The sequence below is a fragment of the Rhodovulum sp. 12E13 genome (assembly GCF_003340565.1).
Classification (GTDB): domain Bacteria; phylum Pseudomonadota; class Alphaproteobacteria; order Rhodobacterales; family Rhodobacteraceae; genus HLUCCA09.
Genome location: NZ_QPLK01000004.1, coordinates 55,397 through 69,095, shown reverse-complemented (window position 1 = coordinate 69,095; position 13,699 = coordinate 55,397). Strand labels below are relative to the sequence as shown.

The following is a 13,699-nucleotide window of genomic DNA, read 5'->3' as shown; positions in this document are numbered from 1 at the left end:
GCATGGAAGACGTGATCGCCAGCCCGTCCGTGCGCAAGCTCGCCGCCGAGCGCGGCGTCGACCTTGCCGCCCTCGCCCGCGACCTCGGCCGCGAGACCATCGGCAAGGAGGACGTGATGGCCAGCGGCTCTGCCGGGCCGGCGGCGCCGGCCACGGCCGACACGAGCTACTGGAACGTGGATCATGCCGCCTACGGGCCGGTCCGGGAGGAACCCGTCAGCCGCTTCGCCCGAGTCGCGGCGCAGAACCTCGCCGCGGCGCAGGCGCTGATCCCCGCCGTCACGCACCACGACCGCGCCGACCTGACCGCGGTCGAGGCGTTCCGCGCGCGGGTGAAGGACGAGGCGCAGGCGAAGGGCGTGCGCCTGACCACGCTCGCCTTCCATGTCAAGGCGCTCGCCCGCACGCTGCGCGACTTCGAACGGTTCAACGCCTCGCTGTCGGCCGATGGCGAGACCCTGATCCTGAAGGACTACGTGCATGTCGGGATCGCGGTCGATACCGCGCACGGCCTGATGGTGCCCGTGATCCGCGACGCCGACCGAAAGGGCCTGCTGGCCATCGCCGCCGAGATCGCCGATCTGGCGGGGCGGGCACAGGCGCGCAAGATCCGGCCCGACGAGATGGGGGGTGCCTCGATGACCATCTCCAATCTCGGCGGCATCGGCGGCACGGCGTTCACGCCCATCGTCAACCCGCCCGAGGTGGCGATCCTCGGCATTACCCGCACCGAGCAGGTCCCGGTCTGGGACGGCCAGGCCTTCCAGCCCCGCCCGATGGCCCCGCTCGACCTCTCCTACGATCATCGGGTCATCAACGGGGCCGACGCCGCGCGCTTCCTCGTTGCCCATGCCCGCTACCTCGCCGATCCACGCCGGCTCCTCTAGCGCCGCTCCACCGGCGCCCGGCCCGCGACGATTGGCCTGCCCCGCGACTGGAAGGGGAGCTCCTCGCGGAGCGCGACTGTCACGTCGGGTGTCCGACATGTCCGTTTTCGACTGCGGCCGGGAGGCACCGCATGAACGCGCGAGGGATTCCGTCGTGTCTGGCCGTTCCCCAACCTCGCTGTCATCTGCGGCGCCGAGAGGTGCCGAACGGCGAGTAGTGGACCCGGCAGGCATCCGTCCGCAGGCCGTAACGCCAGCGTCTCGGCAGGGATGACCTTGTCACGGTCCGCGCCTGGCTCTCGGATGAAGCCATGGATAAGTCCCATACGCCGCCGCCCCGAGGGCAGGGAGAGCGCGCCGGCCACGCGGGGCCAAGAACAGGCGCGGCCAAGGACGCGCAGGGCTGGACCCGGCGCACCACCCCGTTATCCTGCGCCTGCAAACGGAGGACCGCCCATGCTCGTCGTCATCTCGCCCGCCAAGCGCCTCGACTGGTCGGAGGTGGAAGGGATCACGCCCACCGCGCCCGCCTTCCAAGACGACGCGGTGAAACTGGCGAAGGCCGCGGGGCGCCTCTCGAAGGCCGACCTGCAGACTCTGATGGACATCTCGGCCGACCTCGCCAAGCTCAACAAGGAGCGCTTCGCCGCCTTCGAGGCCGAGCCCACGGGCGAGCGCACCCGCCCCGCCGCGCGTGCCTTCGCCGGCGACACCTATGCCGGGCTCGAGGCGAAATCGCTCGACGCTGACGCGCTCGACTGGGCGCAGGAGCACCTCCGCATCCTGTCCGGGCTCTACGGCGTGCTGCGCCCGCTCGACGCGATCCAGCCCTACCGGCTCGAGATGGGCTCGAAGCTGAAGACACGGAAGGGGAAGGATCTCTACGCGTATTGGGGCGACCGGCTGGGGCGCGCTCTCCAGCAGCAGGCCGAGGCGACGGGTGCGCGCGCCCTCGTCAACTGCGCGAGCCAGGAGTATTTCGGCGCGGTCGACACCTCGGCACTGGGGATTCCCGTCGTCACGCCGGTCTTCCTCGAGGACAAGCCGGGCGGGCCGAAGATCGTCAGCTTCTTCGCCAAGAAGGCGCGCGGTGCGATGACCCGCTTCATCGTCGAGCGGCGGCTGACCGACCCCGAGGCGATTCGCGATTTCGATGCCGGCGGCTACGCCCATGCCCCCGACCTGTCGGAGCCCGGCCGCCCGGCCTTCCTGCGATCCGACGCGGCGGCGCGCGAGGCCGCCTGATCCGGCTCGGCGTGCCCTCGGCGGGGACCGGACCGCCCCCGCCCCACGGGTGCCTCCGCTTGCATCGGTTCCGTGGAGGCGCGAGCGGCGGCCACCTGCCTGACGGATGCTGCCGCACCATCGGCGGGCACTGCGTGCCTGGCCCAGTTTTGTGCGACTTTGGCGGCTGCAGGGCGGGCCGGCCTGCACCCCGGTCAGTCTCCGCGCGGGCTGTCGTCGTATTCGTCGTCGAGGATGCGGCGGGCGTCGCCTTCGGGGTCGTCGAACTGGTCGGAGCGCACCGCCCAGTAGAACGCCGCAAGGCCGATCCCGCCCAGCACGAGCGCCACCGGGATGAGAAGGGCGAGCACCTCCATCAGCGCACCCTAAGGGCGTTGAGCGACACGGTGAGCGACGAGGCCGACATGGCCAGCGCCGCGGCGAGCGGCGTGGCGAAGCCGGCGATGGCGATGGGGACCGCGATCACGTTGTACCATGTGGCGATGGCGAAGTTCTCGCGGATGCGGCGCACGGCCGAGCGTGCGGTGGTCACCGCCCCTGCCAGCGGCGCGATGTCGGCCCCCAGCAGCACGATGTCGGAGGCGGTGCGCGCCGCGTCGAGCGCCGTGGCGGGCGAGATCGAGGCGTGGGCCGCGGCGAGGGCGGCGGTGTCGTTGAGACCGTCGCCGACGAAGAGCACCTTCGCCCCGCCCGAGTGCAACGCCTCGACGCGGGCGGCCTTGCCCTCGGGCAGCACCTCGGCCGTCCAGTCGTCGATCCCGACGCTCGCGGCGAACCGGGCGACCGCGGGCGCCGCATCGCCCGAGACGAGCGCGACCTGCAGTCCTGCGGCCTTCAACCCGTCGACCGCCTCGCGGGCGCCGGGCCGCAGCCGGTCGGCGAAGGTGAAGGCCACGGGCGCCCGCCCCTCGACCCCGAGCCACGCGGCGGTCGTCTCGCCCGGCGCCGCGCCCACCCAGTCGGCGCGCCCGAGGCGGACGGTGCGTCCTTGCCAGATCGCCTCCGCCCCGTAGCCCGGCACCTCGCGGTGGGCCTCGAGCGTGACGGGCGCGATGCCCTGCGCCGCGACCGCCTCGGCCAGCGCGCGCGACAACGGGTGGGCCGAGCCCTCGGCCAGTGCGCGGGCGAGGGCGAGGTCGTCGCGCGCATGGGCGTCGAGCCCCGTCACCTCGGGCGTGCCGAGCGTCAGCGTGCCCGTCTTGTCGAAAAGCACGGTGTCGACCTCGGCCAGACGCTCCAGCGCGGTGCCGTCCTTGATCAGCAGGCCGTGCCGGAACAGGCGCCCCGAGGCGGCAGTGGTGACGGCGGGCACGGCGAGACCGAGGGCGCAGGGGCAGGTGATGATGAGAACCGCTGCGGCGATGTTGAGCGCCAGCCGCAGATCGCCCGTGTAGAGCCACCAGCCGATCCCGGCCAGCGCCGACAGGATGTGCACGCCGGGGGCGTAGAGGCCCGCGGCCCGGTCGGCCAGCGAGGTGTATCGGTTCTTGGCGCTCTCGGCCACGGCCACGAGATCGGCCATGCGGTGCAGCGAGCTCTCCCGCCCCGCCGCCGTCACCCGCACCTCGAGCGGCCCCGTCAGGTTGACCTCGCCCGCGCTCACCGCCTGCCCGGGCCCCGCGAAGACGGGGCGCGTCTCGCCCGTCAGCAGGCCGCGGTCGAGCTCCGACGTGCCTGCCACGATCTCGCCGTCAACCGGCATCCGCCCCCCGGGCTTCACCCGCACGAGGTCGCCCGCGGCGAGGTCGCCGACGCGCACCTCTTCCTCTCGGCCCTCCGCGACGCGCCAGGCCCGCGGCACTTCCAGCGCGGCCAGTTCCTCGGCGGCCGAGCGGGCGACGGCGCGGGTGCGGTGGTCGAGATAGCGCCCGCCGAGGAGGAAGAAGACCAGAGCGATGGCCGCGTCGAAATAGGCGTGCTTGCCCGACAGCGAGGTCTCCCACAGCGAGGTGCCCACGGCCAGCACGATGGCCAGCGTGATCGGGACGTCCATGTTGAGCCGCCCCTTGCGCAGCGCGCCCCAGGCCGAGACGTAGAAGGGCCGGCCCGAGAAGATCACGGCGGGGATGGCGATGGCCGCCGAGATCCAGTGGAAGAGGTCGCGCGTGGCATCCGCCGCCCCCGACCAGACCGCCACCGACAGGAGCATCACGTTCATCGCCGCGAAGCCGGCCACGGCGAGCCGCATCAGCAGGTCGCGCCCCGCCCGGTCGGTCTCGGTCATCGACAGGGCCGAGGCGTCGAGCTCGTGCGCGGCATGGCCCGCCCGGTCGAGCGCGGCGACCAGGCGCGCGGGCGTCACGCCGGGGTCGGTCTCGACCGTCGCGCGCTTGAGCGTGAAGTTCACCCGCGCCGATCGCACCCCCGGCTCGGCCGCGAGCGCCTTTTCGACGCCCGAGATGCAGCCGGCGCAGCGGATCTCCGGCAGCGACAGCATCACCCGCCCGGCCTGCGCCTCGCCGGCCGCTGCCGCCGCCTGCCGCCGCGCCATGGGCGTCGCCGCGCAGGCCGGGCAGGCCGAGGGCGCGTCGGTGAAGGCGTCGGTGTAAGCGTCGGTCATGGGCCTCGGGCCTCTCGGGGCGCAAAGGGGGGCGGCCGCGCGCACCCCCTCGCTTCTTTCTGTTCCAAATACGCAGGCAGGCCCGCCGGCAGCGGGCGCGCCGCCCGGGTCAGTTCACCCGCAGCACCACCCGCTGGGCAAAGAGCGTGCCGTCGGGCGCGTGGGCGGTGAGGCGAATGTTCCAGTTGCCGGGGCCGAGATCGAGCGGCGTGTGGAAGGTGCCCTCGCGATAGCTGAATTCGGGCGTCACGTCGTGCGCCACGCTCGTGGCCTTGCCCACGATCGCTTCCATACTGGCCACGTCGACCGGCACGCCGGACTCGTCGGTAAACGCGATGGCGAGCACGCCATCGTCGAGCGTTGCGGTCACGTCCCAGCCCAGCGCCTCCTGCGCGTCGCGCCGCGCCTCGAAGGTCTGGCTCTCGGCGAAGCCGTTCCGGGCCTCCAGCCCGGGGAAGGTGCCGACCGCCATCCACGCCATGAAGCCGTTCACCGCGAAGATGGTGCCGAAGAAGCCGACGAAGATCAGGGCCACGTGCCGCCCCGTCAGCTTGCCCTTCCCGTCGTCATGCGCCGTGTCGCTCATCATTCGCTCCCTGTCGCGCGGCGGGTCACTCCACCGCCTCTCCCGTTCCCATGAACGTGCTGTCCTTGTGCACGCGCTCGCCGCTCTGCAGATCCTCGACCCAGAACCGGATCTCGGAGCGCTCGCCCTCGGCCGCCGCCGAGTCGGGCGGGGCCAGCACGTAGACGCGCACGAGGTCGGTCGTGTCGGCCGGCACGACGATGCTTTCGTAAGGCGTGCCCTCGACCGCCACGCGCAGTTCCGACGGACCGCGCAGCGACAGGCGGAAGCGGCGGTCGTCGCCGTGCTTGTTGCGCAGGCGGATGTCGTAGGTGTTGCGGATCGTGCCGTCGGCCAGGGTCACGTAGACCGGGTTGCGCTCGGGCGCGACGGTCATCGAGATGTCGGGCCGCACGAACAGCGCCACGACGAGGCCCACGCCCACCAGCGACCACAGCGTTGTGTAGAGGATGGTCCGGGGCCGCAGGATGTGCTTCCATACCGGCTTGGGCGGCTCTCCCGCCCGCTCGCGCCCCTCGTCCGACAGGGCCATATAGTCGATCAGGCCGCGCGGCTTGCCGATCTTGGCCATGATCTCGTCGCAGGCGTCGATGCACAGGGCGCAGGTAATGCATTCCAGCTGCTGGCCGTCGCGGATGTCGATGCCCATCGGGCAGACGTTGACGCAGGCCATGCAGTCGATGCAGTCGCCGGGGCCGACATCGGCGCCCGCGGGAATGTCGCCGCCCACCTGCCGGTCGCGCCCAGGGTATGGCGTGGCCGGATAGACGGCACCGCCGGGGCCGTTCTCCGGCCCGGCGAAGGCGGCGATGGCCTCGGCCTGCGCCGCCTGCGCCTTGCTCGCGCGGCGCACGTTGCCCTTGCCACGCGGCTCGCCGCGCCACTCGCGGTAGCCGACGGTGATCGTGTCCTCGTCCATCATCGCGCCCTGGATGCGCGGCCAGGGGCAGGCGTAGATGCAGATCTGCTCTCGGGCGAACCCGCCGAAGAAGAAGGTCGTCGCGGTAAGGATCGCGATGGTGGTATAGGCGGCGGGGTGCGCCGAGAAGGTCGCCAGGTCCACCGCAAGCGTCGGCGCATCGGTGAAGTAGAAGACCCAGGCCCCGCCGGTGGCCACGGCAATCAGCAGCCAGACGAGGTATTTCGTGGCGCGCAGCCGGATCTTACGCGCGTCGAGCTTCTCCTGCCGGTGCAGGCGGATTCGCGCGTTGCGGTCGCCCTCGATCCACCGCTCGACCGCGATGAAGAGGTCGGTCCATACCGTTTGCGGGCAGGTATAGCCACACCAGACCCGCCCCAGGGCCGAGGTGAACAGGAACAGCCCGAGCCCCGCCATGATGAGCAGGCCGGCCACGAAGTAGAATTCGTGCGGCCAGATCTCGATCCAGAAGAAGAAGAACCGCCGGTTGGCGAGGTCGACCAGCACAGCCTGGTCGGGCAGGTTCGGCCCCCGGTCCCACCTGATCCAGGGCGTCAGGTAGTAGATGCCGAGCGTCACGATCATGATCGCCCATTTCAGCGTGCGGAACGAGCCGTGCACCCGCTTGGGAAAGATCGGCTCGCGGGCAGCGTAGAGACGCTCTGGCTGGCTGTCGCTCACGGGGGACGGACTCCGGTCGATGACGGTATGCCGTCCCTCCTATGAAGCCGTCCAAAAGGCGTCTTTGACATGCATCAATTGCCCACGGGCGCCCTGCGGGCGCGGCGTCCGCACGATGCGGGGAACAGTGCCCCCCTGCCCGGGTTCTCTCAGCGACCTCAACGAAAAGGAGTGCCGCCATGAACTGGGACGAAGTGAAGGGCCGCTGGAAAGAGATGAAGGGCAAGGTCCGCGAGCAATGGGGCGAGCTGACCGAGAACGACGTCGAAGAGGCCGCGGGCAACCGCGAGCAGCTCGAGGGCAAGATCCAGCAGCGCTATGGCCGCACCAGGGAAGAGGCCAGCAAGGAAGTCGACGACTGGATGGCGCGCAACTGAGCGCGCCGGCCGTGACCCGACTCGAACAGGCGCCGGGGGTCGACCCCTCGGTGCCTTCACGCGTCAGGGCGATCGGTCGTCGACGCCGCGCGATGATCCGGACCGCCTGGAAAATGCCGTGGGCCTGACCAAGTGGCGGCAGCCGGATCGACCGGATGATGCGCGGCACATCCGCAGGGTCCGTCTCGCCGCTCGGGTGCCGATCATGGCGAGCCGGCCCCCGCATCGCCCGCGTTCCGGCAGCCCCGACGGCCTCAGCCGCCCTGAAGCCACGCCACGACCAGCGGCACCGTCACGATCGAGGCCACTGTCGAGATGAGGATCGAGGCCGACACGCGCGCCGGCGCCACCCCGTAATGCTGCGCGAGGATATAGACGTTGCCCGCCACCGGGAGGGCTGCAGCGGCGATCATCACCATCGCCGGGAACGGCTCGACCGGGAAGAGCACCAGCGCGGCGAAAGCCACCGCCGCGGGGTGCACCACAAGCTTGAACGTGGCGAGATAGCCCGCCACCGACAGCCGCTCGGCGCTCTTGCCCGCGAGCGACGCGCCTATGGCGAAGAGCGCACCGGGGGTGGCCGCGCCGCCGAGCAGCGCCAGAAAGCTCTCCATCGGCCCGGGGAAGGGAAGATCGAGCGCCGACCACCCCAGCCCCGCCGTGATCGCCACGATCATCGGGTTCTTGAGCAGGCCCAGCCCCACTGTGCGCAGCACCGCCGGGCTGACCCGCCCGTCGCGGCTGCCCGTGACGATGATGACGATGAGAGAGGAGAACACGATCAGGTCGACGGCCAGCACCAGCATCAGCGGCCCGACGGCCTGCGGGCCGAGCAGCAGAGCGAACATCGGGATGCCGAGAAAGCCGGTGTTGCCGATCACGGCGCATTGCGCCTCGACCGCGATCTCCTCCATCGGGCGGCGGCGGATAAAGCCGATGGCGGTCGCGATCAGGTAGACCGTCATCGACGCCCAGAGGTAGGCTGCGACGAAACTCCAGTCGAGGATCTCGCGCAGCGACAAGTCGGCCGAGAAGCGGAAGAGCATCGCCGACAGCGCGAAATAAAAGACGAACTTGGTGAGGTAAGCCGTGGCCTCGGGCGTGAAGAATCCCGTGCGCCCGGCCCACCAGCCGAGACCGATCACCCCGAAGAAGGGCAGCGTTTCGAGAAAGATCGCCAGCATCCGCCCTCGCCCTAACTCTTTGCGAAGCGAGAGGGAATGGCGCGCGAACTTGCGGGAACTGAACCGGACGGTTTATGTTGCACGGGGGGAGGATCGCATGAACGTCCAGGCCAGCCCGCAGCGCGCCACCGCTGCCGACATCAAGCGCGGCCGCAAGTACGAGCAGGTGCTGGCCGGCGCGCGCGAGGTGTTTCTCGCCAAGGGCTACGAGGGCGCCGGCGTCGACGAGATCGCCCGGTCGGCCGGCGTCTCGAAGGCCACGCTATACAGCTACTTCCCCGACAAGCGCCTGCTGTTCATGGAGGTGGCGACGCTCGAATGCCGCCGCCAGACCGACACGGCGCTCGAACGGGTGGACATGTCGCGCCCGCCGCGCGAGGTGCTGCGCTTCGCCGCCGACCGGATGATGGAGTTTGTCCTGTCGCCCTTCGGCCTCGGCGTGTTCCGCATCGTGGTGGCCGAGACGGGGCGCTTTCCCGAGATCGGGCGCGAGTTCTGGCTGTGCGGGCCGGAGCGGGGCAAGGGCATCCTCGTGGACTATTTCCGCGAGGCCTGCGCCCGGGGCGAGTTGCGCATAGACGACCTGCGGCTCGCGGCCGACCAGTTTTCAGAGCTTTGCAAGGCCGACCTCTTCGCCCGGCTGATCTTCGGCCTTTCGACCGAGTTCACCGACGCCGAGCGCGCCCGCGTGGCGGACGGGGCGGTCGAGACCTTCCTCGCGCGCTACGGCGCTGGCACCTGACCAGGGCACGGCGCCCGACAGGTGGCGGCGCAGGGCGGGCGCCCGATGGCCACGGCCATGCGCCCGCCGGGCGGACTCGACCCCGCGCTGGCGCGAGTGTGCCGCCGCTCCCGCGTGGGCGAGACGAGGCTTCACCTGTCGGGGCCGGTGTGGCGGTGCCAGTTCGGCGGGGGCCGGTGTGGCGGGGGCCGGTGTGGCGGGGGCCGGTGGGCACCAGAGGCGATCGTCCTCGCCCGGCGCATGGACACCCGCCAAACCAATCCATAAAAGAGAACGAAATCCGCGAAAGATTGAATTTTTATCCCATCCTGCGCGCTGCTACCTCGCGGCGACATCTCGCCGCAATCATGGGAGACGCGCACGATGGAGTCCTTCCCGATCCCGCTTCTGGCGCCGGCCATCATGGTCGCCGCCATGGCCTTCGCCTTCACCACGCCCGGCCGCCGGCCAGGCGCCGCGCCCCGCGCGGCCGAGGCCGCGGGCCTCGCCGCGTTCGCCGCCGCGCTCGTCGCCGGCCTCACGCTGATCTTCGCCGGGCCCGCCTCGGCCAGCCTCTTCAGCCTGACCGTCAGGCTCGACGCCGTGAGCGCCGTGATGCTCACGCTGGTGTCGTTCGTGGGCTGGGTCGTGCTGCGCTACGCGTCGACCTACATGGACGGCGAGGACCGTCAGGGCGCCTTTACCGGCTGGCTCTGCGCGACCCTCGCCGCGGTGATGCTGCTGGTCACCGCCGGCACGCTCTGGCTGTTCGTGCTCGCCTGGATCGCGACCAGCGTCTTCCTCCAGCGGCTCTTGCTGTTCTACCCCGGCCGGGTGCCCGCGCGCCGCGCCGCCCGCAAGAAGTGGGTCACCTCGCGGCTCGGCGACCTCGCCATGATCGCGGCGGCCGTGCTGCTGCAGATGGGCTACGGCACCGGCGACATCGGCGCGATCCTGGCGGCCGCCCGCGAGGGCACGGCTCCGGACGGCGCGATCTGGGCCGCGGCCTTCCTCGCCGTCGCGGCGCTGCTCAAGTCGGCGCAGTTCCCGATGCACGGCTGGCTGACCGAAGTGATGGAGACGCCGACCCCCGTCTCGGCCCTGCTGCACGCGGGCGTCGTCAATGCGGGCGGCTTCCTGCTGATCCGCTTCGCCGACGTGCTTCTGCTCTCGCCCGGCGTGCTGGCGGTGCTGGTGATGATCGGCGGCTTCACCGCGGTGTTCGGCGGCCTGGTGATGCTGACTCAGCCGGCGGTCAAGACCTCGCTCGCCTGGTCGACCGTTGCGCAGATGGGCTTCATGATCCTGCAATGCGGTCTCGCGCTCTTCCCGCTGGCGCTGCTGCACATCGTGGCGCACTCGCTCTACAAGGCGCATGCCTTCCTCGCCGCGGGGCAGGCCGTCGAGGGGGTCGCGCAGGTGCGCCGCCCGGGGCCGGTCGCCATCCCCAACGGGGCGGCGGTGCTCAAGGCCTTCGTCGCGGCGCTGGCGATCTACGGTCTCGTGGGCTTCGGCTTCGGCTTCGAGAACAAGTCGCCCCAGGCCATCGCCCTCGGCGCGATCCTGATCTTCGGGGTCGCCTACCTTCTCGCGCAGGGCCTCGCCGACGCCGCCCCCGCGGCGCTGACCCGGCGGACGGCGGCGATGTCGGTCGCGGCCTCGGTGGCCTACTTCGCCCTCCAGCGCGGCTCGGAATGGCTGATGGCCGGCACGCTGCCCGCCACGCCCGCGCCGGGCCCGCTCGAATGGGCGTTGATCGTCCTTGCCGTCGTCAGCTTCGGCGCGGTGGCGATCGCGCAGGCCATGTTCCCGCTCTGGGCCTATCACCCGGCCGCGGCGGGGCTGCGCGTGCACCTCTCCAACGGCCTCTACGCGAACGCCGTGTTCGACCGCGTGCTCGGCGGCTGGGCCGTCCGGCGGACCCTCTGAGACAAGGGAGACCTGAGACATGACCAACGCCCCCCTCTCCCCCGCCGCCCTGATGGCCGCCGCCGACGGCGCCGGCCGGGCGATCCCCCCGGTCTGGCCGCTCGCCTCGTCGGTCGCGGTGAACCCCTATCTCGGACAGACCGGCGAGCGCCTCGCCGTGACCGGTGCGCGCCTTGCGCGGGTCGCGGGCATCCCCGTCGCCATGCCGCGCGACTGGTATGCCGAGCGCATCGCCGACGGCCGGATCACCGACGATGATCTCGCCGCCGCCCTCGCCGCAGCCCCGCAGGACGGGCGGCCGGCCGACCTCGCCGCGCTCAGGGCCGCGGTCGCCTCGCCGGCCCGCACGCCCAAGGCGCTGCCCACGGTCGCCGACCTCGCGGCCGATGCCTCGCGCCTCGACTGGCCGGGCCTGATCGCCGAGCGGATCGGCGCCTGGTCCGGCGCCTATTTCGACGCCGGCCAGGCGCTCTGGGCCGCGCCCAAGCGGCGCGGGCCGTGGACGGAATGGCGTGCCGTCGCCACCCACGACCTGACGCCCGAGATCCAGGGCCTCACCGGCTTCGCCGCCCATGTCTTCGACGCGCCCGAGACCGCCGAGGGCGCCATCGCCCGCGCCGCGCTGACGCTCGGCCTGAGCCGACCGATGCTCGAGACCTACTTCCACCAGCTCTTGATGAGCATGGGCGGCTGGGCGCAGTTCGCCCGCTACCGGCTCTGGCAGGTCGAGCTCGGCGGCGGCGCCGACCCGATCATGGCCGAGATGCTGGCGATCCGCCTGACGTGGGAGGAGGCGCTCTTCCGCCACTACGAGGACGAGATCGCCGACGAATGGGCCCGCACCCGCGCGGCCCATGAAGAGCCGGTGGCAGCCACCGACGCGCTCATCATCGACGAGATCCTGCAGGAGGCCGCCGAGCGCGCCGCCCAGCGCGATCTCGCCGCCCTCTTCGCCGCCGAGACGCCTCAGGCGCAGGAGGCGCGGCCCGCCGTGCAGGCCGCCTTCTGCATCGACGTTCGGTCTGAGGTGTTCCGCCGCGCGCTGGAAGCGGTCGATCCCGGAGTCGAGACGCTGGGCTTCGCCGGCTTCTTCGGCGTGGCGACGAAGCACCGCGGCTTCGCCTCCGACGTCGACGAACTGCGCCTGCCGGTGCTGCTGAACCCCTCGGTCAGCACCTGCTCCGGCGGCCCCGACACCGCGGAGGAAGACCAGGATGCCCGCTTCGCCGCCCGCGCCAAGCGCGCCTGGGGCCGCTTCAAGCTGGCGGCGGTGTCGTCGTTCGCCTTCGTCGAGGCGATGGGTCCGGTCTATGCCGGCAAGCTGGTGCGCGATTCGCTCGGCCTCGATGCGGCCGGGCTGCCCGACGGCCCGCCCCCGCGTCTCGACCCGGCTTTGCCGCTCGATGCGCGTATCGGCGCCGCCGAGACGGTGCTGCGCGCCATGTCGCTGACCGAGAACTTCGCGCGCATCGTCCTGCTGGCGGGGCACGGCGCGAACGTCACCAACAACCCGCATGCCTCGGCACTGCATTGCGGCGCCTGCGGCGGCTATTCGGGCGAGGTCAACGCGCGTCTCCTGGCGCTGCTGCTCAGCGACCCGGCGGTGCGCGCGGCATTGCCGGAACGCGGCATCGAGGTGCCCGACGACACCCTCTTCCTCGCCGGCCTGCACGACACGACGACCGACGCGGTCAAGCTCTACGAGGCCGATGTCGACACCGCAGGCCACACGGCCGACCTCAAGCAGCTGCGTGCCTGGCTCGCCGCGGCGGGCAAGGTCACGCGCGCCGAGCGCGCGCTGCGCCTGCCACGGGCCGAGGGCCCCGGCGACATCGAGAGCCGCTCGCGCGACTGGGCCGAGGTGCGGCCCGAATGGGCGCTCGCCGGCTGCAAGGCGTTCATCGCCGCGCCCCGGTCGCGCACCGCCGGCCGCAGCCTCGAGGGCCGCGCCTTCCTGCACAACTACGACTGGCGGGCCGACGAGGGCTTCGGCGTGCTCGAGCTGATCATGACGGCGCCGGTGGTCGTGGCGAGCTGGATCAGCCTGCAATACTACGGCTCGACCGTCTCGCCGTCGGTCTTCGGCGGCGGCAACAAGCTGCTCCACAACGTGACCGGCGGGATCGGCGTGGTCGAGGGCAATGGCGGGCTCCTGCGTGCAGGCCTGCCCTGGCAATCGGTGCATGACGGCGAGAGCTACGCGCACGAGCCGCTGCGCCTGTCGGTCTGCATCGAGGCGCCGCGCGAGGCGATGACCGACATTCTCAGCCGTCACGAGGGGGTGCGGGCGCTGTTCGACAATCGCTGGCTCCACCTGTTCGCGCTCGACGAGGCGGGACAGATGGCGTGGCGCTATGCCGGCGGCCTGGAGTGGGAAGAGACCGCCCCCCAGCACGCGCCTGCCGACGCACCGCACCTCAAGGCGGTGAGCTGACGGGCCAAGCCCGAGGGACGAGGGGGCGGCGCATCTGCGCCGCCCCTTTCCGGTGCCCCGTCCGGCCCGGCGCGGTGCGTCGAGGGACGGCGGGCGGGGCGATGTGCCGAAGGCACGAGCGTCGCCCCCGTCCCTGCGCCCCCGTCCCTGCGCCCCCGTCCCTGCGCCCCCGTCCC

General features: G+C 71.7%; 11 protein-coding genes. 6 read left to right on the top strand and 5 right to left on the bottom strand.

Going from position 1 to position 13,699, the window contains the following annotated elements; translation table 11 throughout:
- The first annotated feature begins 2 nt into the window (after positions 1 to 2).
- Both DLJ49_RS04835 and yaaA read left to right on the top strand, forming a co-directional pair.
- The gene (locus tag DLJ49_RS04835; protein ID WP_115392400.1) at positions 3 to 887 is read left to right on the top strand and encodes a 2-oxo acid dehydrogenase subunit E2; all 885 of its coding nucleotides are present in this window, start codon (positions 3 to 5) and stop codon (positions 885 to 887) included.
- 456 nt (positions 888 to 1,343) lie between these two features.
- Entirely contained in the window at positions 1,344 to 2,132 is a 789-nt protein-coding gene (gene yaaA / locus DLJ49_RS04830) for a peroxide stress protein YaaA (RefSeq protein WP_115392399.1), read from the top strand.
- 194 nt (positions 2,133 to 2,326) lie between these two features.
- On the opposite strand, the gene ccoS is transcribed toward yaaA, so the two are convergent.
- The 4 genes from ccoS to DLJ49_RS04810 all read right to left on the bottom strand — a co-directional run bounded on the left by ccoS (position 2,327) and on the right by DLJ49_RS04810 (position 6,878).
- Positions 2,327 to 2,488 (bottom strand): cbb3-type cytochrome oxidase assembly protein CcoS, encoded by a 162-nt coding sequence (gene ccoS / locus DLJ49_RS04825; RefSeq protein WP_115392398.1) that lies wholly within the window; start codon positions 2,486 to 2,488, stop codon positions 2,327 to 2,329.
- On the bottom strand, positions 2,488 to 4,692 hold the full coding sequence (locus DLJ49_RS04820; protein ID WP_199533300.1) for a heavy metal translocating P-type ATPase: 2,205 nt from the start codon (positions 4,690 to 4,692) through the stop codon (positions 2,488 to 2,490). Before DLJ49_RS04820 ends, ccoS begins: the two co-directional genes overlap by 1 nt.
- Before the next feature lie 109 nt (positions 4,693 to 4,801).
- Complete coding sequence (locus DLJ49_RS04815; protein WP_115392564.1) at positions 4,802 to 5,278, bottom strand: FixH family protein; 477 nt, start codon at positions 5,276 to 5,278, stop codon at positions 4,802 to 4,804.
- Between the two features lie 25 nt (positions 5,279 to 5,303).
- Positions 5,304 to 6,878, bottom strand: a complete 1,575-nt coding sequence (locus DLJ49_RS04810) for a 4Fe-4S dicluster domain-containing protein (protein WP_115392397.1) — start codon at positions 6,876 to 6,878, stop codon at positions 5,304 to 5,306.
- A 179-nt stretch (positions 6,879 to 7,057) separates the two neighbouring features.
- Between DLJ49_RS04810 and DLJ49_RS04805 the strand changes: the two genes are divergently transcribed.
- Positions 7,058 to 7,255 (top strand): CsbD family protein, encoded by a 198-nt coding sequence (locus DLJ49_RS04805; protein WP_115392396.1) that lies wholly within the window; start codon positions 7,058 to 7,060, stop codon positions 7,253 to 7,255.
- A 254-nt stretch (positions 7,256 to 7,509) separates the two neighbouring features.
- On the opposite strand, the gene DLJ49_RS04800 is transcribed toward DLJ49_RS04805, so the two are convergent.
- On the bottom strand, positions 7,510 to 8,439 hold the full coding sequence (locus DLJ49_RS04800) for an AEC family transporter (RefSeq protein WP_115392395.1): 930 nt from the start codon (positions 8,437 to 8,439) through the stop codon (positions 7,510 to 7,512).
- Between the two features lie 97 nt (positions 8,440 to 8,536).
- On the opposite strand from DLJ49_RS04800, the gene DLJ49_RS04795 reads away from it, so the two are divergent.
- The 3 genes from DLJ49_RS04795 (at position 8,537) to DLJ49_RS04785 (ending at position 13,523) form a co-directional block, all read left to right on the top strand.
- Complete coding sequence (locus DLJ49_RS04795; RefSeq protein ID WP_115392394.1) at positions 8,537 to 9,181, top strand: TetR/AcrR family transcriptional regulator; 645 nt, start codon at positions 8,537 to 8,539, stop codon at positions 9,179 to 9,181.
- Between the two features lie 363 nt (positions 9,182 to 9,544).
- Positions 9,545 to 11,089: a proton-conducting transporter transmembrane domain-containing protein gene (locus DLJ49_RS04790; RefSeq protein WP_115392393.1), complete on the top strand. Its 1,545-nt coding sequence runs from the start codon at positions 9,545 to 9,547 to the stop codon at positions 11,087 to 11,089.
- A 19-nt stretch (positions 11,090 to 11,108) separates the two neighbouring features.
- Complete coding sequence (locus DLJ49_RS04785) at positions 11,109 to 13,523, top strand: YbcC family protein (RefSeq protein WP_115392392.1); 2,415 nt, start codon at positions 11,109 to 11,111, stop codon at positions 13,521 to 13,523.
- The last annotated feature ends 176 nt before the right edge of the window (positions 13,524 to 13,699 follow it).

Bases quoted from the DNA above. Each gene is read 5' to 3' on its own strand.
- DLJ49_RS04800 (WP_115392395.1), bottom strand. From the start codon at position 8,439: ATGCTGGCGATCTTTCTCGAAACGCTGCCCTTCTTCGGGGTGATCGGT.
- DLJ49_RS04790 (WP_115392393.1), top strand. From the start codon at position 9,545: ATGGAGTCCTTCCCGATCCCGCTTCTGGCGCCGGCCATCATGGTCGCC.
- DLJ49_RS04815 (WP_115392564.1), bottom strand. From the start codon at position 5,278: ATGAGCGACACGGCGCATGACGACGGGAAGGGCAAGCTGACGGGGCGG.
- DLJ49_RS04795 (WP_115392394.1), top strand. From the start codon at position 8,537: ATGAACGTCCAGGCCAGCCCGCAGCGCGCCACCGCTGCCGACATCAAG.
- DLJ49_RS04785 (WP_115392392.1), top strand. From the start codon at position 11,109: ATGACCAACGCCCCCCTCTCCCCCGCCGCCCTGATGGCCGCCGCCGAC.
- DLJ49_RS04805 (WP_115392396.1), top strand. From the start codon at position 7,058: ATGAACTGGGACGAAGTGAAGGGCCGCTGGAAAGAGATGAAGGGCAAG.
- DLJ49_RS04835 (WP_115392400.1), top strand. From the start codon at position 3: ATGGAAGACGTGATCGCCAGCCCGTCCGTGCGCAAGCTCGCCGCCGAG.
- DLJ49_RS04820 (WP_199533300.1), bottom strand. From the start codon at position 4,692: ATGACCGACGCTTACACCGACGCCTTCACCGACGCGCCCTCGGCCTGC.
- ccoS (WP_115392398.1), bottom strand. From the start codon at position 2,488: ATGGAGGTGCTCGCCCTTCTCATCCCGGTGGCGCTCGTGCTGGGCGGG.
- yaaA (WP_115392399.1), top strand. From the start codon at position 1,344: ATGCTCGTCGTCATCTCGCCCGCCAAGCGCCTCGACTGGTCGGAGGTG.